The sequence below is a fragment of the Promicromonospora sp. NPDC060271 genome, from assembly GCF_042726755.1.
In the GTDB taxonomy this organism is placed as follows: Bacteria; Actinomycetota; Actinomycetes; order Actinomycetales; family Cellulomonadaceae; genus Promicromonospora.
Map to the genome: position 1 here is coordinate 1 of NZ_JBHXBG010000018.1, position 24,707 is coordinate 24,707.

The following is a 24,707-nucleotide window of genomic DNA, read 5'->3' on the forward strand; positions in this document are numbered from 1 at the left end:
TGCCGCGCCTCGTCCGCCTTCGTGGCCTCCTCCAACGCCACGGCCAGCCGCGCCTGCGTCGCGGTCACAGTGTTCTTCACGGCTTCGAGTTCCCCGAGAAGGTCTACCCACTCGGCCTGCGTCTGCCTCGACACCGACGACGCCGTGTCAGTACCGCCTGGCAGGATCATCCTCGCCAACAACTCACGCAACGCCCGCACACCGGCCGCGTCGGCAGCCACGACACCGCCCACACCAGCAGTCGGGCCAGCGGTCATGCCGGCCGCCAAGCCGGCGGTCGTGCCAGCGGTCGTGCCAGCGGCCATGCCACCGAACGGCCTCGACGGGTCAGGCCCGTCGGCCGTCCGGGATGGCATCTCACCGCTTCGCGTCATGACACCAACCTATCCGACACACGTTCGACCCGCTCGCCAGGACCGAGCCATCCGCCCACAGCAGAAATGCGTCGCCGATCGGCGACGAGGCACCTGCAGACGACGACCCACCGCACCCGGGCCAGCCTTTCCGGCAGCGATCCACGATCCGACGGCAGCCAGCCTTCCCGGCAGCGATCCACGGCCCGACGGCAGCCAGCCTTCCCGGCAACACGTCCGCCTGACAGCTGGAACGCTCGCGGTAGTGAGCGAGCAACCGCAAAGGTGGTCCGCATCACGCGTGTCGGCGACCAAGCCATCTTGGGGCCCGTTGTTGATCCTCGCGGACAAGCGCCACAGCCGGGGACTCACCGAGGAGGCAGCGCCCGAGGCCGCAGCAAACGCCGATGACAGCGGGCCTCCCACGGCACGGTCCGGGCGTCGAGCCCAACTGACGCCGACCAACTCCCCACCCGAGGCCCTTGAGCGTGGCCCCATCAAACGGCGGTTTCGCCCCGGCTTGGTTCACGACCCCACACCCGCCCCGGGCGCGGCGACGCTCGTGTCCAGCCGCAGCGCCGCGACGAGCTCCCGGTAGAGCTCGTCCCGTTCGAGCAGCTCGGCGTGCCGGCCGACCGCACGCACGCGGCCGCGTTCGAGCAGCACTATCTGGTCGGCATCGACGACCGTCGAGATCCGGTGCGCGATCGTCACCACGGCGCCGGTCCTCGCGACCTCCCGGATCGCGCCGGCGAGGGCGGCCTCGGTCAGGCCGTCGAGCTGCGCCGTCGCCTCGTCGAGCAGCAGGATGTCCGGCCGGGCGACCAGCGCCCGTGCCACCGCGACCCGCTGCCGCTCGCCGCCGGAGAGCTGCGACGCGCTGACCTCGGTGTCGAGGCCGTCCGGCAGTGCGGCCACCCGCTGGCCGAGCCGCAGGGCGTCGACGGCGGCCCAGATCTCGGCGTCCGTGGCGTCCGGGGCGGCGTAGGCGAGGTTCTCTCGCAGCGTGCCGGGCACTATCGGGGTGTCCTGCTCGACATACGCGATCCGGGAGCGGATCTCGTCGGTGGTCAGCCGGGCGTAGGGCAGGCCGTCGAGCTCGACACGCCCCTCGTCCGGGCCGAGGAACCGGAGCAGGAGCGACATGATCGTCGTCTTTCCGGCGCCCGAAGGGCCGACGATGGCGGTGTGCCCGCGCCGGGGGATGTCGAGGCTCACGCCGTCGAGGGCCGGGGCCGCGGCCTCGTCCGAGCCGGCGTAGCGGTACGTGACCTCGTGGAGCCGCAGCACCGGGGTCGCGTCGCCGGCGGCCGGTCCGTGCTGACCGGGGCGTCGGGCGCCACCGGCGGAGGCGACGTCGTCGGTCTCCAGCTCCATCTCCTCGACGTCCGCGATCCGCGCGGCGGCCGCGAGCCCCGACTGGAGCGACGTGAGCGACATCGTCAGGAGCATCACCGGCATCATGAGCTGGAACACGTACAGCAGGAAGGCCACGAGCGTGCTCACGGTGATCGCGTCGGTCGAGACCCGCCACGCCCCGACGCCGAGCAGCAGCATCACCGCCAGGTTGACCGCGACGCCGGTGATCGTCCACGACACGTTCTCGAGCCGGACCGCGCGGATGCCGCTCCGGGCGGAGGCCTCGGCATGGCCGGCGACCCGGTCGCTCTCGCGCGACTCCGCACGGGCGGACTTCACGGTCCGCAGCGCGCGGACCACACCCTCGAGGCGTCCGCCGAGCGCACCCACGTGCTCCTGCGCCTCCTGCTGCGCCCTGGACAGCTGCGGCATGAGCGCCACGACGCTGATCCCGGCGACGACCAGGACCACCACCGTGACGCCGAGCAGGACCGCGTCGAGGTAGGCCATGAGCACTATCGCGCCGACGAGGCCGATGATCCCGTTGACGAAGTTGACGACGCTGGACGTCGTCGCCTCGCGGATGAGCAGCGTGTCCGAGGTGACGCGGGTGACGAGCTCGCCGGGCGCGCGGGACGTGACCTCGGGCACCCGGGCGTGCAGCAGGTGCCGGACGAGGCCGGTGCGGGCCGCGAGGATGATCCGCTCGGCGAGGGTACCGAGCATGATGCCCTGGACCAGCCCCATGACGGTTCCGGCCACGAGCAGGACGCCGAGGATCGTGATCGGGGTGCGCAGGGAGGCGGACGCCTCCAGCCCGTCCAGCACCGACTTGGTCACCAGTGGCGTCACCAGCTCGGCAGCGGTGCCCAGCGCACCGAGGACCAGGGCGACGACGAGCACCGCCTTGTGCGGGCGCGCATAGGCCCAGAGGATGCGCACCTTGTCGTTGGTGGTCCGGCCCTTCGCGCTCCCGTCGCTGTTGGCCCGGTCCTTGGCCGTTCGTTCGCCGCTCGCCTGCTCGTCGACAGTCCCGCCGTCCGGCACGTCGCCACTCCGTTCACTCGACTCGCTTGCACATCCGCGATCCATCCTGCGACACCACTGTCGCATTTGGCAACTGAATTGTTTCTTCGAGTCGGACCACATACGCTCGGCAGCGTGACGACGGAGCAGACAGAGCGCGGGGCGCGCGCGCGGACCCGGCAGGCGGTGCTCGACGCGGCCGCCTCCGTGTGGGCGCGCGACTTCTCCGCGTCCCTGAGTGCCATCGCCGAGCGCGCCGAGGTCAGCCGCTCGACGCTGCACCGCTACTTCACCGACCGCCAGGCCCTCATCGACGCCCTGCTGCTCGACTCGCTGGCACGGCTCGAGGCCCTGGACGGCGGCGTCGCCGCTCACGGCTCGGCGATGGACACGCTCGAGCAGTACCTCCGCGCGGGCGTCGCGATGGGCGATCGCGTCATCTTCCTGTTCTCGGACCCGAACAGGTTCGACGGCAACCCCCACTGGTCCGCCGAGGACGGCGACGACGAGATGCGGGCGCTGATGGACAGCGCCCGCACCGAGGGATCCATCGCCCCGGGGATCCCGACGTCGTGGGCGGTCTCGCTCTACTACGCGGTGCTCTACACCGCCGCGGAGGTCAGCAACCAGGACCTGCCGCGGCACACGGCCGCCGACCTCGCCGTGCAGTCGTTCCGGCGCAGCGTCGCGCCCTGATCGGCGCCGCCGAGGCCGCCCGGCGCCGATCGGTCCCCGTCAGCCCCGGCGGATCCCGCCCGGCGCGTCCGACAGCGGAACGGGTGCGGGGCGCTCGCACGTGCTCTCGACCGTCACGGCGGTCCCGCTGCCCGCCGACGCGAGCAGCGACGTCATGATGTCGAGCACGTGGTACGCGACGTCGCCGCTCGCCCGGGCGGCGGCACCCGGCAGGGTCGTCGTCAGGTCGGCGACGCCGTAGCCGCGGCCAGCGTCGCGGTACCCCGCACTGGGCGGCAGGGTCCGCCAGTCGCCGCCGAGCTCGTGGAGCCGGACGTCGCCGTCGAACCTGTTGGGGTCCGGGACGATCAGCGATCCGGCCTGGCCGTGGACCTCGATCTCGGCGGCCTGGGTGGCCACGGAGTCGAAGCTCATCACGAGGGTCGACAGCACACCGGACTCGTGCCGGAGCACCCCGGTGACGTGCGTGTCGACGTCGACGGGGATGACGGCGCCCTGGCGCGGCCCGGAACCGACGGTGCGCGTGGCGCGGGTGTGGCTCGCGGCCCCGACGACGGAGGCGACCGGGCCGAGCAGCGTGACCAGCGTCGTCACGTAGTACGGCCCCATGTCCAGCAGCGGTCCCCCGCCGGGCTGGTAGTAGAAGTCGGGGTTCGGGTGCCAGCGCTCGTGGCCGGGCGTCATCATCGTGGCGGTAGCCGCGACCGGCTCGCCGATCGCGCCGGCGTCGATGGCCGCCCGCGCCGTCTGCACGCCGGTGCCGAGCACGGTGTCCGGTGCGCAACCCACCCGCACCCCCGCCGCCCGGCCTGCCTCGACGACGACGCGCGCGTCGTCGAGCGTGGCGGCCAGCGGCTTCTCGCCGTACACGTCCTTGCCCGCGGCGATCGCCTTGAGCGCGATCTCGGCATGGGCGGCAGGGATCGTGAGGTTGAGGACGAGGTCGACCTCGGGGTCGGAGACCAGCTCGTCGACCGTCAGCGCCCGCGCGCCCTGCTCCGCGGCGACCGCCTCGGCACGCGCCGCGTCGAGGTCGGCGACCGCGACGACCCGCACGGCCTCGAGCCGCGCGAACGCGGAAAGGTACTGGCCGGAGATCGCGCCGAGGCCGACGATCCCCACTCTCAACGGCTGGCCCACAGGATGCCCCTCTCGATGATGGTGCGGACGTTCGGGTCGCTGACCGTCGCGAGGTCGTGACCGGGCGTGGCGACGAAGACGCGCCCGTTGCCCCACCGGCGGGTCCAGACGGCCGGGCTCGTGACCGGCCGGTGCCAGGCGTCGAAGTCGCGCGCGGCGATGGTCGTGGTCGCGAGCACGTCGTTGTAGTCGTCGGACAGCACCCAGTACTGCTCCGTCGTGAGCTCGAAGCTGGAGATCCCCGCGACGATCGGGTGGTCGGCCCGCTCCGGCACGATGTCGATGGTGTGCCGCAGGAAGTTGTCGGCGGCCTCGCCGGCCAGCTCCTCCGGGCGAGCCTTCGGCGGGTGGGTGGCGAACTGCCCACCGATCAGCTGGAGGTAGTCGGAGCTGTTCCGGTAGGAGTCGGCGATCCCGCCGTGCCACCCCGCCAGCCCCGCGCCGTTCCGCACGGCCGTGATCAGGCCGCGCAGCTCGTCACCCTCGATCGTGTTCATCGTGTTGGTCTGGACGACGACGTCGACGCCCGCCAGGTAGTCGGCGTCGGTGTACACCGCCGTCGTCTCCTCGATCCGTACGTCGTACCCCTGCTCCTTCAGGAACGGGACGAACGAGTCGGTCGTCTCGACGGGCTGGTGCCCGTCCCATCCCCCGCGCACGATCAGGGCGCGCTTCGTCGAAGAATTCATGTACAGCTCGCTCCCATAGTTGCGCAACATTGAGCCCGGCGGAGTGCCACATCGCCCCGCCCCCCTTTGATACAGCACGCTCCGAGCGGGATCAAGAGGCAGAATATTGCGCAACTTTTCTGACGCCGCTAGGGTCGCCCCATGCAGAAGCCTCGCCGGACGACGCTCGCGGACGTGGCGGCGGCCGCCGGCACGACGGTGCCGACCGTCTCGAAGGTGCTGAGCGGCCGGTCCGACGTCTCCGCACAGACCCGCGCGCGGGTCATGAGCATCGTCGCGGAGCTCGGGTACCGCGGGCGGTCCGGCCGGGACGCGGCGACGCGCGGGGCGGAGTCCCCCTTCGTCGATCTCGTGCTCAGCGGCGTCGAGGGCACCTGGGCCAACCGCGCGCTCAGCGGTGTCGAGCACGCGGCCGAGGAGGCGGGGGTCGACGTCGTGGTCTCCGTGGCCCGGCCGCCGGACGACGCCTGGCTCACGCGCCTGCTCGCGCGACGGCTGCGGGGCGCGGTCCTGGCCCTCGTCGACACCACGAGCGAACAGCTCGCGACGCTCGCCGCCGCCCGGGTGCCCATCGTCCTGCTCGACCCCGTCTCGCAGCCGCCCAGCACCGTCGCGAGCGTCGGGGCCGCCAACTGGGCGGGGGGCCGCGCCGCGGCGGAGCACCTGCTCTCGCTCGGCCACCGGCGCTTCGCCGTGCTGGCCGGACGGCGCACGCACCTCTACAGCCAGGCCCGTATCGACGGCTTCCGCTCGGCGGTGACCCAGGCCGGCCACGACCTGCCCGAGGAGCGCATCGCGCACACCGACTGGCAGCGGGCGAGCTCCGCCGAACAGGCGACCGCGCTGCTGCGGGACGATCCTGGGCCGACGGCCATCTTCGCCTGCTCCGACACCATGGCGCTCGGGGTGTACGACGCCGCCGCGGCCCTGGGCCTGCGCATCCCCGAGGACGTCAGCGTCGTGGGTTTCGACGACTCCCCCGAGGCGCAGTGGGTGACCCCGGCGCTCACGACCGTGCACCAGCCCATCGCGGAGATGGGGTCGGCAGCGCTGCGGATGCTGCTGCGCATCGGCGCCGAACCGCCGCAGGTCGCGCCACGCGAGGAGCTGGCCACGCGGCTCGTCGTCCGCGGGTCCACCGCCTGAGCGTCAGCGCTCGCCCACAGGCGTCAGACGGACCAGCGGGTCCGGGCTGTGCACACCGCGCGGCCGGTAGCCGAGCTCGTCGGCGAGGCCGAGGTAGTCGGCCAGCAGCCAGACGATGCTCAGCCACATCTCGGTGCCCTGGAGCCCGGCGACGGCGTCCGCACCGTCGCTCGCGGGTGCGAAGGCGAACCCCGCGCCGTCGACCCAGCCGCGCAGCGCCCGCCGTAGCTGGCCGCGCGCCCACGCCTCACCCTCGGCGCGGCGGTGCCCGGTCTGCTTGGCCGCGAGCCAGAGCGGGTGGATGACGTCGAGGACGTTGCAGGTGGTGTGCCCGTCGGGCGTCGCCAGGTAGGGGTCGGCCGCGTGCTCCAGCACCGTGTCGATCGCGGCCTCCGGGTAGGGCAGCGGCAGCCCGAGCTGCGCGTACGAGCCGCGGGTCAGCCGGTAGAACCCGTTCACGGCCTGCAGCCAGCGCGGCGCGGGCTGGGGTGCGCCCCACATCCCGGTCCCGGGGTCCGCGGCGGCGGTCAGCCAGCCCATGAGCGCGTGGAGCGGGCCGACGCCGCCGTCGGCGAGCTCCGCCGAGAAGTCCGCGATGTTCAGGGCGCACGCCGTGGCGAGCGCGTCGACGGCCGCGCCGCTCCCCCACGCCTGCGCGCCCCAGTCGCGCGCCTCGAGCGAGCTGACGAGGTCGCGGTCGCTCAGCGCGTGCACCGCACGGATCGGGTGCGGCAGCCGCCCGCCGAGGAGCCGGACCGCGTAGCCGACGCTGAGGACGTGGTAGCTCGCGGGGCCGTCCATGGGGTCGAGCGGCACCCCGGGTGCCTGTGGCAGCGCCGGGCCGGACAGGCCGTCGTCGGAGAGGTCGCCCGCCGGGATCAGCCCGGTCGCGGGATCCTGCCGGGCGGTGAGGCGACGGACCAGGTCCGCGGCCGAGAAGCCCGGCGGCGGCGCGTCGAGCAGCAGGTCGGCGATCTCGACGGCGTCCGCCCACGGCCGGACGGCGGGCTCGAGAGCTCCCGCGAGCGCAGCCGGCCGGTCGACGAACCGGCCGTCCTCGAAGCAGCGGGCGAGCACGTCGCCGGCCTGCTCGCGGGCACGCCCCGCGAAGTCCCGCACCTCCGCGGCGAGGTCCGGGGCCGGTTCGCCGCGGGTGTCCGCCCGGCGGTCCCGCAGGACGCGCGCCGGGTTGCCCGCGACGACAGCCCAGTCGGGCACGTCCTTGGTGACGACGGAGCCGGCGCCGATGACGACGTGGTCACCGACCGTCACGCCGTCGAGGATCGTGGCGTTCGAGCCGATCCAGACGTCGTCGCCGATCGTGATGCCCTTGCTCCAGGTGCCCTGCCGGTGGATCGGCCGGTCGGTGGCCATGCTGTGGTTGAACCCGAGGATCGACGTGTGCGCGCCGATCCTGACGCCGTCGCCCATCCGGATATCGCCGCGGACCACCGCGTAGGGGTTGATCGAGCAGTCGGCGCCGATGGTCAGGTCTCCCGTCACGTAGGCGAGCGCCGCGATGTACGTGCGGTCGCCCACGGTGAGGCGGTCGCAGAAGACCGCCGCGGTCGGTGCGACGAACACGCTGGTGCCGAGCCGTGCCCCGGCGTCGACCAGCTCCCGCTGGCGAGCGGCCTGGGCAGCGCCCTCCGGGGAGGTGGGGTCGTACTCCCAGGGCAGGAAGTCGACTCGTCGGACGCCGTCGGTCATGGAGTGATGCACGCCCGCAACCCTAACCTCAGGCCGCAGGCGCCTCCCGGGTCTCCTCGGCGGCGGTCAGGAACTTCAGGAGCGCGCGCTCGTCGGCGTCCATCCAGCGTGACCCGCGGGAGGCGTTCGCGCCGGACCGCTCGATCAGCTCGTCGAGCTCCGCGCGGTCGTCGGCGAGGATCGCGGGGTGGATGTAGCTCTTGCGGCACACCGCCGGGGTGTTGTGCAGGTGGGTGGCGGCGATCCGGACGGCCTCGGCGCGCTGCGCGTCGTGCTCGCGCCGGGTCGCCGGTTCGAGGTGCCGCAGGTGGCCGAAGGCGACGGCGCTCGCACCCCAGGTCCGGAAGGTCTTGGCGGTGTAGTCGGCGGACGTCACGCTGCCGAGGTACTCGTTGACGTCGCGTGACCCGATGCTCCGCACCTCGTCACCGTCCATGTACTGCAGCAGCCGCTGCCCGGGCAGCTCCCGGCAGCGGCGCACGATGTTCGCCACCCGCCGGTCGTGGACCACCACGTCGTGCGGCGTGCCCGACTTGCCCCGGAAGCGGAACCGCACCTCCGCACCCTCGACGGTGGCGTGCCGGTTGCGCAGCGTCGTCAGCCCGAACGACTCGCCGGACCGTACGTACTCGTCGTTCCCGACCCGGATCAGCGTCTCGTCCAGCAGCCGGACGACGGTGGCGACCACCCGCTCCGCGCCGAGCCGCGGTGAGCGCATGTCGGCGTCCACACGCTTGCGCAGGTCCGGCAGCTTCCCGCCGAACTCCACCAGCTCGTGGAACTTGGCGGCGTCGCGGTACTCGCGCCACCGGCGGTGGTACAGGTACTGCTTGCGGTTCTTGGCGTCGCGCCCGGTGGCCTGGACGTGGCCGGCGGGGTCGAGGCAGATCCACACGTCGGTCCACGCGGGCGGGATGGCGAGGGCGCGGATCCGCGCGAGCGTGTCCGGGTCGGTCACCCTGGCGCCGTCGCCGTCCACGTACGAGAACCCCGTGCCGCGCCGACGCCGTCGGATACCGCCGTCGGCGTCACAGCTGTGGGTGAGCAGGTCCCCGACGTCGTCCATCGCCAACCTCCCTGCACTCTCCCCCGCGTCGGCTGGTCTCGCCTCCAGCAACTATGGACCGGGTCGTCGTCACACGCTCGCGGACGCGTGACGGTACGGTCGAGTCCGGGAACGCACCCGAGTCCGGGGAGAGCACCCGAGTTCGCCAGCAGCCGGGAGGGCAGCGATGACCACCGAGACCCCGCGCCACAGCGTCACCGCGACGACCCACGTCGCCGAGCCGCCCGAGCGCGTCTGGGCCGAGCTCATGCACCCGGGTGCGCGGTGGATGCTCGGCGCGAACATCGAGACGGACTTCCAGCCGGGCAGCCCCATCACGTTCGAGGGCCACTTCTTCGGCCGCGTGTTCGCGGACAAGGGCACGGTCATCGCCGTCGAGCGGCCGCGGCTCCTGCACTTCACGCACTTCGCGCCGCTGAACGGCCTGGACGACGTCCCCGAGAACTACCACGACATCCGCATGGTGCTGGAACCCGACGACGGCGGGACGCGAGTCACCGTCGTCGAGGGCAACATCGACACCGAACGCCACGCGAGGGCCGCCGAGGGCTACTGGAAGGACGCGCTCGCCACGCTCGCGCACCGCGACGGCGGTACCCGCGCCTCGCACAGCTAGCGAGACGCGGGTACCGCGCGACGTGCCCGGCCCCTACCGCTGGAGCGTGAGCAGGCCCGGCCGGTACGGGAGCAGGCCGTAGTCCACCCCGTCCGAGCTCGGCGAACGGCCCTGGTACAGCAGCTGCAGGTTGCAGGGATCGACGGTCATGGTCTGGTCCGCGCTGGTGCGCAGGAGCTCACCGTGGCTGATGTCGTTGGTCCAGGTGGCACCGCTGTTGGCCTTGCCGGCGAACGGGTTGCTCTCCGTCGCGGCCTGCGGGGTCCAGGAACCGGAGAGGCTGGTCGCCGTGAACGAGCGGAAGTACCGCCCGTTCGCGCCGATCGCCTCGACGATCATCAGGTACTTGTTCTGGTCCTTGAGCTTGTAGACCTGCGGGGCCTCGAACAGGTTGTTCCTGGTGTCGGTCATGATGGTCTGGTAGCTGCTGCCGAAGTTCCCCGGGAAGTTCCCGATCGGCATGCTGGCGCGGTAGATCCGCCCGTTGTCACCGGCGAAGAACAGGTACATGTTCGTGCCGTCGCCGATGATCGTCTGGTCGATCGGGCCGGTGCCCGAGTCGGAGATCGACCCGGTGAACAGCGGGCTGGCTGCCGACCAGCCGTTCGGGTTCGTGGGGTCGCTGGAGGTCCGGTACATGAACGGCGACGGGCCCCACTGGTAGGTCAGCACCCAGATGTTCTTCGGGGCGAAGTAGAAGAGCGACGGCGCCACCGTGCCGGAGTTCATGGCGTTCTGCGAGGCGCTCGCCATCTGCGAGTAGTTGGAGAAGAGGCTGAAGTTCATCGAGCCCCAGGACGTGCCGAAGTCGTGCGTCGTGGCGTACACGAGCTGCTGACCGTTGTACGGAGCCACGGTGAAGTCCTTGAGCGAGACCCAGCCGGACCTCGGGTTCGCCAGGACCCCGGTGGACGACCAGCGGTAGCTGGACGGCAGGTCGCAGGACGTCCCCGTGTTGCTGACGAGCGAGGCGTCGTCGATGTAGAGGTTGTCGGTTCCGGCGGCCGTCTCCACGTAGTACGTGGCGGACGACAGCGTCCCGGACCAGGACACCGTCGCGGTACCCGTGAGCTGCGTCCAGCCCGACGAGTTCACGTTCCCCTGGGCCAGGTTGACGTAGCTCGTCGTGCCGCCGGCGGTCAGGGCCAGCGTGATCCGGCCGGTCGGCGTCCCGCTCTGGGAGCGCACCCACACGCTCGCCGTGTAGCTCGTGTTGTTCGTCAGCGCGGACGTGACGGTCTGGGCGGCGCCGTTCCACGCGGCGGTCCGTCCCGTCCGCAGCAGGGCGCGAGCGCCGCCGTGGACCGGGCTGGTGGTGGACGCCACCGTGCCCGCGCCGAAGGCCGACCAGCCGGTCGTGCCGTTCTCCAGGTCGCCGTTCGTGAGCAGGTTGGCGCTCGCGGCGGCCGCCGGGGCGACCTCGGACGGCAACGCTGCCGCCGGGGCCAGCACCAGGGCCGCGGTGAGCGCCAGTGCAAGTCGTGCGATGGACTTCCTCATCCTTCGCTCCTCTTCCGTCAGGGCGCAGTCTGCGACGGCTGCGCCTGGGCGTACCGGTCAGTGCAGTGCCTACCTGCGGCGTGATCAGGGCCGCGGCTCATCGGGAGCCGCCTGCGTGGGGCCAGTCGTGTGAGCGCTAACATCGTTGTTGCGGGGAGGGCTCTCACGCAGCGGTAGCTTGTCGATAACGTTATCCAACTCCCACGTGGCATACAAGACATATCTCACCCAGAAAAGTGTCGTAGGATGCGCACTGCGAGGGGAGTACTTCCCTAACATCGTCCGGTCATTACGGCGCACCATGCGACCTCGGGCGGCGACCTTGCCCGGCAAGGTGAAGGAGACCTCGGAGCCATCTACCACGGAGACTCCTTGCTCGCCATCACAGGTACTGCTTCTGCTGCCCTGCCCTCTGTCGCCACCCCCACCATGTGGGCGGTGACCATCCTCGCCGTCCTGGCCCTGATCGCCGTGGACTTCCTCATCACCAGACGCCCGCACGAGGTGTCCATGCGTGAGGCCCTCGGCTGGAGCGCCTTCTACATCGCCCTCCCCCTCGCCTTCGGCGGCTGGATCTGGGCCACGTTCGGCTCGGACATCGGCGTCCAGTACCTCACCGGGTACCTCGTCGAGAAGTCGCTGTCGGTCGACAACCTGTTCGTGTTCATGCTCCTGCTCACCGCCTTCGCCGTACCGGCGGCGCTGCAGCAGCGCGTGCTCCTGCTCGGCATCGTCGGGGCGCTCGTGCTCCGCGGGGTGTTCATCGCGCTCGGCGCGGCGGTCCTGGCCAACCTGAGCTGGGCGTTCCTGCTCTTCGGCGGGATCCTGCTGGCGACGGCGGTCAAGATCCTCGTCGACCAGCTCCGCGGCAGCTCCCACCACGTCGAGGTGTCCGAGCTGCGGTCGGTCCGGCTGATCCGTCGCTTCATGCCCGTCACCGAGGACTACCGCGGCTCCAGCCTCTCGGTCCGCGAGGGCGGCCGGCGCATGCTCACCCCGCTGGCGGTCGTCGTGGTCGCGGTCTTCGCCGCCGACGTCGTCTTCGCGGTGGACTCGGTCCCCGCCGTGTACGGCATCACGAGCGACCCGTACCTCGTGTTCGCGACGAACGCCTTCGCCCTGCTCGGCCTGCGCGCGCTGTACTTCGTGCTCCAGGGCGCCCTGAGCAAGCTTGTCCACCTCGGGTACGGCCTCGCGACGATCCTCGCGTTCATCGGCGTCAAGCTCGTCCTGCACTGGGCCCACGGCATCTGGGCGGGCGTCCCGGAGATCCCGACGCTCGCCTCGCTCGGCGTCATCGTCGGTGTCCTCGCCGTCGTGACCGCCACCAGCCTGTACGCGACGCGTGGCTCGAAGGGCCCGAAGGACGACCTGGAGACGCCCGAGCGCGTCGCCGCGTCCTAGCCCGGGCGGCCCGCAGGACGTCTCAGGCCCCCGAATCGCGACAAATCCGCTTTGATGGGTGGACACCACCGATTCGACGCCAAGGAGACCTACCCGATGAGCCAGGTAGCCCAGGTCGGCACCGTCTACCAGACCAGCCAGGAGCTTCTCGCGGCCGACCTGCCGCACCTCAGCGTCGCGCTGGACGCCAGCGGGTACGCGGTCCAGCGTGACGTGGACGGCAACTGGTACAGCGTGTCCTCCGTCGGGCCGGCGGATCTCGCGGAGGTCTACACCCTCATCCACCTCCCCGCCCTGCCGCTCCCGACGAGCTACGGGTCGGTGGTCATCACGGACAACGGCACGCCGTTCATGCGCCGCTGGGACGCCGCGACCGACGAACGGTTCGGCGCCGAGCACTGGATAGGGCCGGACGGCGCCACGGTGACCGGCGAGCACCTGCGCCGCCTCGGCATCGCACGGCAGTGGGACGCGGGTGCGGGTTCCAGCGCGAGCAACGGTGTCTCGAACGGGGCTGGCACCCGCTCCCGGTCCCGCACGGCCCAGCGGTCCCCCAGCCACTGAGCAGGCACGAGGCCGCGGGCCTTGCGGGCACCGTCACCGCGACCGCGGTGTCTGGGTCGCGAGGGCGAGAATCGCGAGCAGCGAGACCAGCGACATGGCGAGCGGCAGCGAGGCGACCATGGCGATCGCGCCGATCGCGGGGCTCAGCCCGATGCTCGCGGCGCGCATGACCCAGCTGATCCACGTCACCCCGGCGTGCGGGCGGAGGCCACGCAGGGCGTCGGCCCCCGCGAAGGCCAGCGGGACGGTGATCGCGCAGCCCAGCCCGGCCAGCGCCAGACCGGCCAGGGTCAGCACGAGCCCGGGCGCCCAGGCGGCGAGCAGCAGGCCCGCCGCGATCAGACCCAGGCTGGTGACCAGGGCCGGCCGGTTGCCGACCAGGTCGATGAACCGGTCCCCGAGCAGCCGGCCCGCGAACTGCGCGCCGAGGAGGACGCTCAGGCCGATCCCGGCGGCCGCGACGGGAACGTCTCGTTCGGTGGCCAGGAGCACGGCGGACCAGTTGTTGCCGATGTCCTCGACCGTGATTCCCGCGAGCGCGACGAGCGCGAGCGGCGCCAGCAGCCAGGCCGCGTGCCACCCGACCCGGCCGGCGCCCTGCTCGTCGTCGGTGCCCGCCGGCCGGTCGGGCAGGAAGGCCCGCGCGGACCACGTCATCACGACGGTGCAGAGCAGTCCCCACGCGCCCACGTGGACCACCAGGGGCACCCCGGCCGAGGCGGCCGCCGTGCCGACCAGGCCGCCGGCCGCGGCGCCGATGCTCCAGCCCGCGTGCATCGAGGAGAGCAGCGAGCGCCCGTACGCCTCCTGCACGCGCAGGCCGTGGGCGTTCTGCGCGACGTCGACCACGGCATCGCCGAACCCGCTCAGCACGAGCCCGGCCAGGAACACCCACGGGTTCCCCAGGACGACGCCGGTGGCGGCGAGCACCAGCGCGAGCGTGATCCACGCGGTCCCCACCGACGCCGTCCACCGGCTGCCGATACGCCGCAGGATCGCGCCCGGCAGGTGGAACGCGCACACGGCACCGAGGACGAAGCCCACGACGAGGAGCCCGAACACGGCCGAGTCGAGGCCGAGCAGGTCCTTGACCTCGGCGTAGCGGGCGAGCAGGGTCGCCGGCAGGGCGCCGTTGGTGGCGAACGCGATCATCGTCGCTACGCGGGCGCGACGCTGAGGGGAACGTGGTTGCATACGCGGCACTCTTGCGCTGCAATCGAACACGTGCAACGTTCGATCCGGCTCAAAACGATCATCAACGCCGTGCGGTCGCCCAGCGGCGCGCGCGTCGTCGACCTGTCACGGGCGACGGGGGCCTCGCTCATGACGATCCGGCGCGACCTGGCCGAGCTCGAGCGTCAGGGGGTGGTCCGGCGCACGCACGGCGGTGCGGTGAGCTCGCCCGCGCGAGGCACGCGGTTGCCGTTCGCCGTCCGTCTCGACGCCCAGGCCGGGCAGAAGCAGGCGATCGCGGCCGCGACGGCGGACCTGGTGCCTGACGGGTCGAGCGTCATCATCGACACCGGCACGACCTGTACCGCCGTGGCGCAGGCCCTGGCCGGCCGCGACCTCACCGTCCTGGCCCTCTCGGTGCATGCCGCCGCGGCGCTCGGTGAGTGCCCGGGAGTGCGGATCATCACGCCCGGCGGCGAGCTCGACGCGGAGGAGCTGGCCTGGGTGGGGCACCGGGCCGTCCGCGAGGTGCTCGAGTTCCGCGCCGACCTCGCGATCGTCGGCGTCTGCGCCTGGGACGAGCCCACCGGTCTCACGGCCACCTCGATGCACGACGCCGAGATCAAGAAGGCGATCCTGGCCTCGGCGCACCGGGCCGTCGCGGTGACGACGCCGGACAAGTTCGGCATCTCGGCGTCGTTCACCGCGTGCCCGACCGATCGCATCGACACCCTGGTCACGAGCGGGCTCTCGCCCGACGACCGCCTGTGGGTCGCGGCGGCGGGCGTCGAGGTGATCGACCAGGACGCGTGACCGGTGGGGCCGCCCGGCTCGGCGAGCGGGCGTCTATCTGTCGAAGGCGTCCTTGGCGTCCTGCGCGGCGTCCTTGATGTTCTCCCCCGCGTCCTTCAGGTCCGCCTTGGTCTGGTCGGTCCGGCCCTCGGCAACGAGCTCCTCGTTGTCCGTGGCGTCCCCGACGGCCTCCTTCGCCTTGCCCGCCGCCTTCTCGGCTGCGTTCTGGACCTTGTCTCCGGCGCTCATCAGCTCACCCTTCTCTCGGTCCCTCCAGGTTCACCCGAACCCGTCCCGCTCGCACGCGGTTCGGGATCACGCCGTTCGAGATCACGTCGTTCGGGGTAGGGCGCGAGATCGGTCATCAGGCCCGCGTGGTCGCTGGCCCAGACGCCGTCCACGGCCTCGACGCCCACCCGGTCGCACGCCACGACGTCGACCGGCGGCATACCCGTCGAACCGCAACGGACCAGCAGGTGGTCGATCCGCCGGTACGGCCAGCCCGGCATCGTCGCGCTGACGATCGCGTTGGCCGGGTCGAGGGTCCAGCCCGGCTGACCGGGATGCGCCACCTCCCAGGCATCGCGGTAGCACACGCTCCACCCGTCGAGGGACTGCTTCCCGGTGAGGAACCGCAGGCTCGCCGCGTCCGGGTCGGCGTCCAGGTCGCCGCCGAGGACGACGAGGCGGTCGTCGTCGCCGACCAGGTCCTCCACCGCGCGCGCCACCAGCACCGCCTGCCGTTCCCGGTCGACCTCGCGCGGCGCCGCCGCCTCCGGGAAGTGGTTGACTACCAGCATGCGCCCGAAAGGTTCCGGCGCGTCGATGTCGACCAGCAGCGCGGCCCACCGGAACTCGTAGACCGGCGGCCCGTCGGCCATCAGGTCGAGCTCGCGGTGGTCCAGGACCGGCCACCGGCTGGCCACCGAGATGCCGCTGCGCTCGTCGTCGGAGCGAGCCCGCGAGTGCACCACCTCGTACCCGGCGCCGACGAGATCGGCTGTCTGGTCGTACTCGTCGGTGACGATCTCCTCGGAGAACAGCACGACGTCGGGGGCGGCGCTGCTGACGATGTGCCGCAGCACGCGCCGCCGCGCGTCCCAGCCGGCCCGTCTGCCGAGGACGTTGTGGTTGTAGAGCCGCAGGATCGGTCGGCCGTCGGCCGCTCGGTGCGCCGTCATCCCGTCACGATAACTTCCCAGGTGCGAGGCCACGCCCGACGGTGGAGCATCGGAGAACCGTCGTTGAGGAGGCCCGGATGACCACCGCACCAGCCACCCCGCCCATGGATCCCGGCTCGTCGGAGGCCGACGAGCGCCAGCTCCGGCTCGCCGTCGAGCAGGGAGATGCCTACCGGAAGGCGCTCGACCACATGGCGCAGGACGTCGCCAAGGCCGGTGGCACCCAGCAGGTCGGCGACTACCTGGTCGGCTACGCCATCGAGGACGCCGAGGGCATGTACCACCTCGAGGACGGCGAGCTGGTGTGGCACAACCCCGGCGACACCAACGCGCACGTGGAGATCGTCGTGTGCGACGCGGCCGACGGGCGCTTCGTGCCCGGCCTGGACGTGACCGCGACGCTGGTGACGCCGGGCGGGCAGGAGCTCGGGCCGTACCCGCAGGAGCTGGTCTGGCACCCGATGCTCTACCACTACGCGCGCAACTGGGACCTCCCGGAGGACGGCGGGTACACGCTGCGTGTGCACGTGGACCCGCCGACCTTCATGCGGCACGACGAGATCAACGGACGGCGTTTCGCCGAACCCGTCGACGTCGAGTTCACCGGCGTGCGCATCGAGCGCGGCGCAGAGCCCGTCGACCCGCCGGGAGCCGACGGCTAGCTCTGGCCGCCGACGGCGTACGCCCGGATGACCGTCTCCCGGACCGTCGAGCCTGCCGCGTCCCGCGCCTCGGCCCGCAACGAGACGTACTCGGTGCCGCGCGGCACCCGCACGGCCGCGGTGAACTCGTCCGGGCCGTCGCCGTCCGTGACTGCCACCGGCTTCCAGGTCTTCCCGTCGTCGGCCGAAGCCCAGAGCTTCATCTCCTGGACCGCCGACGGCGTGGAGCCGGCCTGCTGGGCGGCCGACAGGCGGAGCACCTCGCGGAGGTCGCCCTGGTTGCGGTCGTCGAGGGACACCCCGTAGTCGATCTGCAGCAGCGGCAGCACCACGCGGTCGTCCTCGAAGGCCGACGTGAACCGCCACTCGGTCGCCACGCGCGTGGACAGCGGCCACCACGGCGTGGACCGCGCGACGTCGGCCCGCATCCGGTACCGCTTCGGCTCCGCCGGCAGGTCGAAGACGTACCCGGAGGTGTGGTCGTTCTCGAACACCAGCTTGCCGTCCCGCCAGAGCCGGAACCGGACCTCGGCCTCCTCCTCCCACGTCAGGGCGAACGGCATCGAGTGCCCCGCGTCGTCGACCCAGAACGGCAGCTCGAACGAGAACGTGTCCCAGTCGCGGACGGCGGACGCCATGCCCGTCTCGCCGTACCCGGCGACGCCCGGCGGCGTGAACCCGCCGTGGTGCACCTGGGCGAGCCAGACCTCGCTCGCCGTGTCCCCCGGCTCGAACTCGCGGATCTCCGACGCGAACCCGCTCGCCAGCAGTGCGTCGCTGTGCCGAGGCATCACCTCGTGGTACCAGCGCACGCCCTCGGCGGCGGTCACGTACTCGGTACGGTCCAGCGGGGCGGTGAGCTGGTTCATGAGACCGAAGATCGCCTGCCGTCCGGCCCGCTCGATGACGGGCGTGACCTGGACCTGTCCCTCGGCGCCCAGCGCGCGGTAGTCCATGTCGAGCGTCGCGAGGTTGCGCGGCCCGGCGCGCAGGGTGAGGTCCTCGTCGGGCACCTGCCCCTCCCGCTCGACCACCGTGTCGTAGGTGTAGGCCGCCTGGTCACGGCCGACGACGCGCAGCCGCACCGTGCGGCTGCCCAGCTCGTCGCGCAACCGGTCACCGGTGTCCCGGTCGGTGGCGAGCACCGGGATGCGTGCGCCGTCGCCCACTCCTGGAACCGCGCCGAGGCCGTCGCTGCGGACCAGCAGGCCCGCCGCGCCGGCGGCCGCCGCGGCGACCGCCTGTGCCGCGACGTCGCCCTGGTTCACCAGCGCGAACCGGCCGCGTGCGCCTGCGGCGGCCAGCTCCGCCGCGGACCCGTTGCCCGCGTCGACGAGGCGCACCTGCTTCGTGCCGGTCACCGGCGCCGACCCGGGTACGGCGGTGGCGGGCACGTCGCCCGTACCGCCGTCGGCGGTGAGCTGGAGCACGGGCTGACGCTGCTGGGTGGCGGACACGAACTCGAACTCGATCCCCTCGCCCACCCGTTCGGTCGGCAGCACGTAGAAGTCGGGCGCCGCCACGTCGTCGGCATACCCGCCGTAGTCGGCGCCGACCGTGCTGTTGTACTCACCGTCCACGAGCCGGTAGAAGAGGAGCTTCTTGCCGGCGTCGTCCGCCGCGCGGTGCGTGCGGACGTCCAGGGGGCGGGCGTCGCGCGCGTCGAGCTCGATGGTCGTGCTGCCGTCCACCCGCACCAGCGGGTCGGACATCGCCGTGACGGCGGTGGGCCAGGACGAGCCCTCGTCGCGCGCCTCGAAGAATCCCGCGACGTAGTACGAGCCGGGGTCGACCCGCACGGTGGCCACGCCGTCGGTGAACCGCGGCTCGACCCACAGCGGGTCCCACGGGTCCGCCGCGTTCTGCAGCACCAGGTGGTCGTCCGACGTCGCGGGTGAGCCGTCGACGTCGGTGGCCCGGATCGTCAGGTCGTACTTCTCGCTCTCGTTGACGAACCCGACGGCGGTGCGCACCTGGACGCCGCCAGGGGCCCGCGCGACCAGACCGCCGCCGTACGCGCCCGGCTGTGCCGCGGCCGGGTCGAGGGTGAGGTCGACGCTCGCGGTGCCGCCGGCCGGGACCGTCAGGCTCGTCGCCGACGCCGTGACCGTGCCGTCCGGGGCGGGCTCGCCCGCCGCGTCCCGCACCGCGAGCGTCAGGCCGAGCTGCACCGCGGCCGTACCGGGGTTGCGGTAGGTGACGGTGCGGGTCATCGGCTCCGCCTCGTCCTGCGGGTACCGCTGGATGCCGAACGAGAGGGACGGCGGGTCGGACGTGACGCTCTGCTGCAGGGCGCGCGGGATCCAGACCCGGCCGGTGCCCTCCTGCCAGACCGAGTTCGGCCGCGTGTGCTGGGTCGACGCCATGAGCACGTCCTTGAGCTCCTGCCCGGTGAGGTCGGGGCGTGCGGACTGCAGGACGGCGGCGGCGCCCGCGACGTGCGGCGCCGCCATCGAGGTGCCGCTGGCAGCGACGTGCAGGTCGTCGACCGGTTCGTCGAGCGTGGTGCCCTCGGCGCGTGCCGCCACGATGCCGACGCCGGGCGCCGCGATGTCGGGCTTGAGGGCGCCGTCGGCCCGGGGTCCGACGCTGGAGAAGCCGGCGACCCGGTCGTCGTCGCCGACGGCGGCGACCGTGAGCGCGCTCGACGCGGTGCCGAACGTGGGGATCGTGCCCGGCTCCGGTCCCTCGTTGCCCGCCGCGGCGACGGCGAGCAGGCCGTACTGCTCGCTCAGGGCGTCCACGGCGAGCGACGCCGGGTCGGTGCCGTCCGTGTAGTTGCCGCGCTGGCCGAGCGAGAGGTTGAGGATGTCGGCGCCCTGTTCGGCGGCCCACTCCATGCCGTCGATCACCCAGGACGTGTCGCCGCCGTCGGACGTGAGCACCTTGGCGTCCAGGACGCGTGCGCCGTGTGCCACGCCGCGGTTGACGCCGTCCGACGCCTCGCCCGAGCCGGCGATGATCGAGGCGACGTGCGTGCCGTGCCCGACCTCGTCGGTGGTGCTGTCCGGGTCCTCGCCGGAGCCGGTGAAGTCCCGCGCGGCCGCGACGACGCCGTCGTCCAGGTCGGGGTGGGCGTCGTCGACGCCGGAGTCCACGACGCCCACCGACACGCCCTCGCCGGTGTGCCCGGCCGCCCAGGCCTGCGGGGCGCCGATCTGCGGCGTCGAGTCGGCGTCCTGCGGCTCGACCCGGCGGTCCAGCCACACCTTGGCGATCCCGCTGGCCGACGGCGCGGCCTTGGCGCCGGGACCTGTGCCCCGGGCGCCCAGCGCGCGGAGCAGCGCCCAGGACGACGCAGGCTCGCCGGGTCCCGCCGTCGTCTCCAGGTCTCCGGCCACCGCGCCGATGGACTCCAGCGTGCGCTCCGTGTCGACGCCGAGCGCCGCCCAGTCGGGCCGCGCCGCGCGGCCGTCAGCGCGGCTCCGGGTCTGGATGATGACCGGCAGGTCCTTCGTGCGGCCGTCGGCGACGAGCTGCTTGACGTCGAACAGGTCCCTATCGAGCGTGTCCGGGACGAGCGGGAGGACGTCGGTCGGGATGACGAGGTGCCGCTCCGCGCCGGCCACCTCGTGGAACGCGACCGGCGCGCCGTCGGGGCGCTCGGCGGGCAGGATGCGCACGAGGTCCTCGCCGTCCCGCTCGGTGACGGCTACCTGGTCGCCGGTGATCAGGGTGACGACCGTCGTGGTGGGCCGCTCCGGCGGCGTCGGCCGTTCCGGCGCGGCGTCGTCGCCGGGCGCGAGCGCCGCGCCCGACGTCGCCACGAGGGCAACGGCCGTCGCCGCCGCGACGACGATCTTGCTGATGGTCCGACGGCCGTGCCTGGCCGTCCGACGTGCACGAGCCTTCATCACTGAACCCCGATCTGCGGTGAGAGACGCCTCTACCTGCTATGACGCGCCACGACCGGGATCAGTTGGGTATCGCTGGGGTGAGATCACTCGTCCAGCCTGGGCCGGGGGTCGGCCAGGAACTTCTCTATCGCCTCGCGGGTCGGGACGTCGGTGATCTCCGGCCCGAAGAACAGGTTCACCAGCGTCGTCGCGATGTCCCGCACCGCGATGTTGGCCCGGTTGGACGCCTCCCGCAGCAGGTCGAACGCCGCTGTGTCCTCGATGGCGTACACCACCATGAGCACGCCCTTGGCCTGCTCGATCACGGCCCGCCGCTCGTCCGAGGCCTTGATCGAGGCGGTCGCGTCGCGCGCCGCGGCCGCGCGGTGGGAGTGGGTGACGTCGATGAAGTAGCCGAACAGCTCGGTCACCTGGCCCGTCGCGGGGTCCCGCTTGCCCTGGCCGGTGACGGCAAGTGTCCGGGTCCTGCCCTGGGCGTCGAGGATGCGGTGCACCGAGCTGAACGTCTGCCCGCTCTCGGCGGCACGCCGCAGGACGCCGTCCACCCGTCCGCGGTCGTCCGGATGCTTGTGCGACAGCATCAGCGGCGTCGTCGGCACGATCTCGCCCGGCTCGAAGCCGTGCATCCGGTACACCTCGTCGGACCACGCCCACTCGCCGGTCGCGAGGTCGAGACGGTAACGGCCCACCGGCGGCCGGTCGCCGCCGTCGAGCGCCTGCTCGATCTTGCCGAGCGAGACGTCGCCGGGAATCTGTGCAGAGCTCACGGGTGCCTTCCAGGACGGGCCACCGAAACCGAGGTTTCGAACGATCTTCGAACGATACTGGAAGGTTACTCGGGTGAGGGTCCGTCGACAGGGGTGAACAGCGTCGGTCTCACCGGTGCGCCCGGACGGTCGCCCGGACCAGGTCGACGGTCGCCGCGGCGCAGGAGCCGTCGGGGTCCTGTTCCGGGTCGTAGATCGCCGCGCTCAGTCCCACGCAGCCACCCGCACCGATCGCCTCGGTGGTGATCGCGGTGAGCTGGGCGAGGTCCAGGCCGTCGGGCTCGTCCGGGTAGTCGGGCAGCCCCTGGGCAGGGAATACCTCGGGATCGAGGACGTCCAGGTCGACGTGCAGCCACCACCGGTCAGTGTGCGCTCGAAGGTGTGTGGTGGCGGCCCGTGCGGCCTCCGCCGGGTCGTCGCGCAGCCGGCCCAGGGGGCGGGACCAGACGCCGAGGTCGGACACCGAGCCGACGTTGAACCGCCGCCGCCACTGGTCGTCGCGCTGGCCGAGCATGGCCAGACCGTCGGTCTCCAGGGCGGGCAGCCGCTGGGCGAGAGGTCCGGTGAGCAGCCGCCCGGTCACGCCGAGCAGCAGCCCGATCTCGCAGTTCGCGGCCTCGCCGTCCTCGACGACGTCCAGGGGCATCGTGTCCTCGTGGCCGTCGAGGAACAGCAGGCCCGGCCGCTCCACCACATCGCGCAGCGCGGTGACCACGCCCAGCAGCAGCGCACAGTCCCCGCCGACGACCACAGGAAACGCCCCGCCGGAGACGGCGGCGGCGACACGCTCGTTGAGCTGCTCGGTCATCGCCAGCAGCGCGGGCTCGTTCAGAAGTCCCGTCTGCGGGCCGCGGCGGGTCTCGAACGCCGGCAGGCGCAGCGGGCCGTTGTCCTCGACCGTGTGCGGTGCCAGTGCGCCGACCAGCCCGGCGTCTCGGAGCGCCGCGGCGGCCCGGGCCTGGCGGCCGTCGCGGCCGAAACCGTCGAAGGGCACGTCGATCAGCTCGATCCTCATCAGCCTCACCTCCCTCGGCGTCACCTCCCTCGCAGCGTAATCACTGCGACATGTAGGCACCCGCGGCGATGTCCTCGACGAGCGTCGGTCCCGACGGCGCCCAGCCCAGCAGCTCCCGGGTGACCCCGCTCACCGCGGACATCTCCGCACCGAAGAACCCGCCGATCCAGCCGAAGTGGCTCGCCGTGTCGTCGAGCGCCACCGAGGCCGCCGGAAGGTCGAGCGCCCGGCCGATCGCCTCGGCGATCTCGCGGGTGGGCACCCCCTCCTCGGCGACGGCGTGCAGCCGCGACCCGGCGGGCGCCTTGGCCAGAGCGAGGGCGACGAGCCGTGCGGCGTCGGACCGGTGCACGGCCGCCCACCGGTTCGCGCCGTCGCCCGGGTACCCCGAGAAGCCGTGCCGCTTCGCGGCCGCCGTGATGACGTCGATGAACCCGTGGTCGCCCGCGCCGTGCACCGTCGGAGCGAACCGCAGGCTGACCACGTGGACACCGCGGTCGACGAACTCCAGCGCGAGGTTCTCGCTGCCGCCGCGCGGCGAGTCGGGGCCGTGGTGCGGGGACGCGTCGCGCTCGGTGGCGGGCCGCCCCTGAGCCATGCCGGCGATGCCCGAGGCGAAAAGGAACGGGCGGTCCGTGCCCGCCAGCGTGTCCCCGAAGGTCTGCACGGCGGCGCGCTCGGCCGCGTTCGACACGGCCGGGTTCGTGAAGTCGTGCTTGTTCGCGAGGTGCAGCACCGCGTCTGCTGAGTCCGCACCACGGCGCAGGCCGTCGAGGTCGTCCAGGTCTCCGCGCTGGACGCGGACGCCCTTCGCCTCGAGGGCTGACGCCGCGGCGTCGGACCGCGCGAGGGCCGTGACGGAGTGTCCGTCGGCGAGCAGCTCGTCGACCGCCGCGGAGCCGATCCAGCCGGATGCTCCGGTGACGAAGACATGCATGATGGTGCCCTTCCGAGTGATGTCAGTGACTGTCGTCAGTCACTGACATCACCGTACACGCCATGTCAGCGACTGTCATCACCTAGACTTGGGGGCATGGTCCGATGGCAGCCCGGCACGCGCGAGCGACTTCAGGAGGCCGCGCTGGAGCTCTTCGCCCGTCGCGGCTACGAGCAGACGACAGCGGCGGAGATCGCACAGTCCGTCGGCCTCACCGAGCGGACGTTCTTCCGCCACTTCAGCGACAAGCGCGAGGTGCTGTTCCAGGGCCAGGACCTGCTGCTCGACGCCTTCCTCGACGGGATGGCGGCCGCCCCGGTCGGCACGGCGCCGATGGAGCTCATCGGCACGGCGCTGGAGTCGGCGGCCGCCTTCTTCCCCGACGACCGGCGCGACCGCTCCCGGCTGCGGCAGTCGGTGATCGACCAGTACCCGGCGCTGCAGGAGCGCGAACGGCACAAGCTGTCCACGCTCGCGACGTCGATCGGCGACGCGCTACGGACGCGGGGCGTTCCGGAGCCGGCGGCGACCCTGGCGGCCGAGTCGGCGATCACGGTGTTCAACGTGTCCTTCGCCCAGTGGATCCGGGAGGGCGAGGAACGTTCGATCGCGGACATCGAGCGGGCGGTGCTGGCCGAGCTCCGCGGCCTGGTCAGTCCTCGATGAGCGCGATGACGTTGCCCGCCGGGTCCGCGATCCAGCCGATCGTCGGGCCCTGAGACGGGTCGGTGCTGCGGGCGATCCCGCGTTCGTCCTGGTCGAAGTCGGGGTAACGGATCAGGCTCACCCCAGCCGCCTCCAGCTCCGTCACCGCCTCGTCGATGTTCGGCACCACGAGGTTGAGCACGGTGTACGACGCCGGTTGGTGGGCCTCCCCCTTGGGGTAGACGAACACGGACGATCCCTCGGTGAGGTCGAACTCGAGGGCGCCCATGGCGTTGTCCCGCACGGGCAGGCCGAGGGTGTCGCGGTAGAAGGTGCGGGCGGCATCGAGGTCGTCGACCGAGAAGCCGCTGAAGCTGCGGAGCATGGTGACCATGGTGGGTTCCTTTCC

22 protein-coding genes and 1 pseudogene are annotated in these 24,707 nt (G+C 72.4%); 8 read left to right on the top strand and 15 right to left on the bottom strand.

Features of this window, described 5'->3' with window-relative positions; all coding sequences use genetic code 11:
- Together ACFWE2_RS04825 and ACFWE2_RS04830 are read right to left on the bottom strand one after the other, a co-directional pair.
- A pseudogene (locus tag ACFWE2_RS04825) lies at window positions 1-374 on the bottom strand (hypothetical protein); the annotation flags it as partial.
- Between the two features lie 504 nt (window positions 375-878).
- The gene (locus ACFWE2_RS04830) at window positions 879-2,759 is read right to left on the bottom strand and encodes an ABC transporter ATP-binding protein (RefSeq protein WP_377223077.1); all 1,881 of its coding nucleotides are present in this window, start codon (window positions 2,757-2,759) and stop codon (window positions 879-881) included.
- Window positions 2,760-2,873: 114 nt separating this feature from the next.
- On the opposite strand from ACFWE2_RS04830, the gene ACFWE2_RS04835 reads away from it, so the two are divergent.
- The gene (locus ACFWE2_RS04835; RefSeq protein WP_377223078.1) at window positions 2,874-3,434 is read left to right on the top strand and encodes a TetR/AcrR family transcriptional regulator; all 561 of its coding nucleotides are present in this window, start codon (window positions 2,874-2,876) and stop codon (window positions 3,432-3,434) included.
- Between the two features lie 39 nt (window positions 3,435-3,473).
- Here ACFWE2_RS04835 and ACFWE2_RS04840 read toward each other — a convergent pair whose 3' ends face one another.
- Both ACFWE2_RS04840 and ACFWE2_RS04845 read right to left on the bottom strand, forming a co-directional pair.
- Window positions 3,474-4,574: a Gfo/Idh/MocA family protein gene (locus tag ACFWE2_RS04840; RefSeq protein ID WP_377223079.1), complete on the bottom strand. Its 1,101-nt coding sequence runs from the start codon at window positions 4,572-4,574 to the stop codon at window positions 3,474-3,476.
- Window positions 4,559-5,263 carry a ThuA domain-containing protein gene (locus tag ACFWE2_RS04845; protein WP_377223080.1) on the bottom strand — a complete coding sequence of 235 codons (705 nt, stop codon included), beginning with the start codon at window positions 5,261-5,263 and terminating at the stop codon, window positions 4,559-4,561. Before ACFWE2_RS04845 ends, ACFWE2_RS04840 begins: the two co-directional genes overlap by 16 nt.
- Before the next feature lie 141 nt (window positions 5,264-5,404).
- On the opposite strand from ACFWE2_RS04845, the gene ACFWE2_RS04850 reads away from it, so the two are divergent.
- Entirely contained in the window at window positions 5,405-6,409 is a 1,005-nt protein-coding gene (locus ACFWE2_RS04850) for a LacI family DNA-binding transcriptional regulator (RefSeq protein ID WP_377223081.1), read from the top strand.
- Between the two features lie 3 nt (window positions 6,410-6,412).
- On the opposite strand, the gene ACFWE2_RS04855 is transcribed toward ACFWE2_RS04850, so the two are convergent.
- Window positions 6,413-8,131, bottom strand: coding sequence for an acyltransferase (locus ACFWE2_RS04855; RefSeq protein WP_377223082.1), 1,719 nt, complete (start codon window positions 8,129-8,131; stop codon window positions 6,413-6,415).
- Between the two features lie 16 nt (window positions 8,132-8,147).
- The gene (locus tag ACFWE2_RS04860; RefSeq protein ID WP_377223083.1) at window positions 8,148-9,185 is read right to left on the bottom strand and encodes a DNA topoisomerase IB; all 1,038 of its coding nucleotides are present in this window, start codon (window positions 9,183-9,185) and stop codon (window positions 8,148-8,150) included.
- Window positions 9,186-9,351: 166 nt separating this feature from the next.
- Between ACFWE2_RS04860 and ACFWE2_RS04865 the strand changes: the two genes are divergently transcribed.
- Window positions 9,352-9,801 carry an SRPBCC domain-containing protein gene (locus ACFWE2_RS04865; RefSeq protein WP_377223084.1) on the top strand — a complete coding sequence of 150 codons (450 nt, stop codon included), beginning with the start codon at window positions 9,352-9,354 and terminating at the stop codon, window positions 9,799-9,801.
- A gap of 33 nt (window positions 9,802-9,834) precedes the next feature.
- Here the strand turns inward: ACFWE2_RS04865 and ACFWE2_RS04870 are convergent, their stop codons facing one another.
- Entirely contained in the window at window positions 9,835-11,301 is a 1,467-nt protein-coding gene (locus ACFWE2_RS04870; RefSeq protein WP_377223085.1) for a non-reducing end alpha-L-arabinofuranosidase family hydrolase, read from the bottom strand.
- Between the two features lie 429 nt (window positions 11,302-11,730).
- Between ACFWE2_RS04870 and ACFWE2_RS04875 the strand changes: the two genes are divergently transcribed.
- Entirely contained in the window at window positions 11,731-12,705 is a 975-nt protein-coding gene (locus tag ACFWE2_RS04875) for a TerC/Alx family metal homeostasis membrane protein (RefSeq protein ID WP_377223122.1), read from the top strand.
- Between the two features lie 96 nt (window positions 12,706-12,801).
- Window positions 12,802-13,269 carry a hypothetical protein gene (locus ACFWE2_RS04880; RefSeq protein WP_377223086.1) on the top strand — a complete coding sequence of 156 codons (468 nt, stop codon included), beginning with the start codon at window positions 12,802-12,804 and terminating at the stop codon, window positions 13,267-13,269.
- 33 nt (window positions 13,270-13,302) lie between these two features.
- Here ACFWE2_RS04880 and ACFWE2_RS04885 read toward each other — a convergent pair whose 3' ends face one another.
- Window positions 13,303-14,463, bottom strand: coding sequence for an MFS transporter (locus tag ACFWE2_RS04885; protein ID WP_377223087.1), 1,161 nt, complete (start codon window positions 14,461-14,463; stop codon window positions 13,303-13,305).
- 30 nt (window positions 14,464-14,493) lie between these two features.
- Here ACFWE2_RS04885 and ACFWE2_RS04890 point away from each other — a divergent pair, with 30 nt between their 5' ends.
- Window positions 14,494-15,255, top strand: a complete 762-nt coding sequence (locus tag ACFWE2_RS04890) for a DeoR/GlpR family DNA-binding transcription regulator (RefSeq protein WP_377223088.1) — start codon at window positions 14,494-14,496, stop codon at window positions 15,253-15,255.
- 33 nt (window positions 15,256-15,288) lie between these two features.
- Here ACFWE2_RS04890 and ACFWE2_RS04895 read toward each other — a convergent pair whose 3' ends face one another.
- Window positions 15,289-15,483, bottom strand: a complete 195-nt coding sequence (locus tag ACFWE2_RS04895; RefSeq protein WP_377223089.1) for a CsbD family protein — start codon at window positions 15,481-15,483, stop codon at window positions 15,289-15,291.
- Window positions 15,483-16,415: an endonuclease/exonuclease/phosphatase family protein gene (locus ACFWE2_RS04900; protein ID WP_377223090.1), complete on the bottom strand. Its 933-nt coding sequence runs from the start codon at window positions 16,413-16,415 to the stop codon at window positions 15,483-15,485. Before ACFWE2_RS04900 ends, ACFWE2_RS04895 begins: the two co-directional genes overlap by 1 nt.
- A 77-nt stretch (window positions 16,416-16,492) precedes the next feature.
- Between ACFWE2_RS04900 and ACFWE2_RS04905 the strand changes: the two genes are divergently transcribed.
- A complete protein-coding gene (locus tag ACFWE2_RS04905; protein ID WP_377223091.1) occupies window positions 16,493-17,077 on the top strand; it encodes an iron transporter in 585 nt (194 codons plus the stop codon).
- On the opposite strand, the gene ACFWE2_RS04910 is transcribed toward ACFWE2_RS04905, so the two are convergent.
- From ACFWE2_RS04910 to ACFWE2_RS04925, 4 genes are all read right to left on the bottom strand, one after another.
- The gene (locus ACFWE2_RS04910) at window positions 17,074-20,931 is read right to left on the bottom strand and encodes a S8 family serine peptidase (RefSeq protein ID WP_377223092.1); all 3,858 of its coding nucleotides are present in this window, start codon (window positions 20,929-20,931) and stop codon (window positions 17,074-17,076) included. The genes ACFWE2_RS04905 and ACFWE2_RS04910 overlap by 4 nt on opposite strands.
- 86 nt (window positions 20,932-21,017) lie before the next feature.
- Window positions 21,018-21,701 carry a PAS and ANTAR domain-containing protein gene (locus ACFWE2_RS04915; protein ID WP_377223093.1) on the bottom strand — a complete coding sequence of 228 codons (684 nt, stop codon included), beginning with the start codon at window positions 21,699-21,701 and terminating at the stop codon, window positions 21,018-21,020.
- 109 nt (window positions 21,702-21,810) lie between these two features.
- On the bottom strand, window positions 21,811-22,716 hold the full coding sequence (locus ACFWE2_RS04920; protein WP_377223094.1) for an arginase family protein: 906 nt from the start codon (window positions 22,714-22,716) through the stop codon (window positions 21,811-21,813).
- A 40-nt stretch (window positions 22,717-22,756) separates the two neighbouring features.
- Entirely contained in the window at window positions 22,757-23,653 is an 897-nt protein-coding gene (locus ACFWE2_RS04925) for an SDR family oxidoreductase (protein ID WP_377223095.1), read from the bottom strand.
- A gap of 96 nt (window positions 23,654-23,749) precedes the next feature.
- On the opposite strand from ACFWE2_RS04925, the gene ACFWE2_RS04930 reads away from it, so the two are divergent.
- A complete protein-coding gene (locus ACFWE2_RS04930; protein ID WP_377223096.1) occupies window positions 23,750-24,319 on the top strand; it encodes a TetR/AcrR family transcriptional regulator in 570 nt (189 codons plus the stop codon).
- Here ACFWE2_RS04930 and ACFWE2_RS04935 read toward each other — a convergent pair.
- Entirely contained in the window at window positions 24,306-24,692 is a 387-nt protein-coding gene (locus ACFWE2_RS04935; protein ID WP_377223097.1) for a VOC family protein, read from the bottom strand. The two genes, ACFWE2_RS04930 and ACFWE2_RS04935, sit on opposite strands and share 14 nt — an antisense overlap.
- Between the last annotated feature and the right edge of the window lie 15 nt (window positions 24,693-24,707).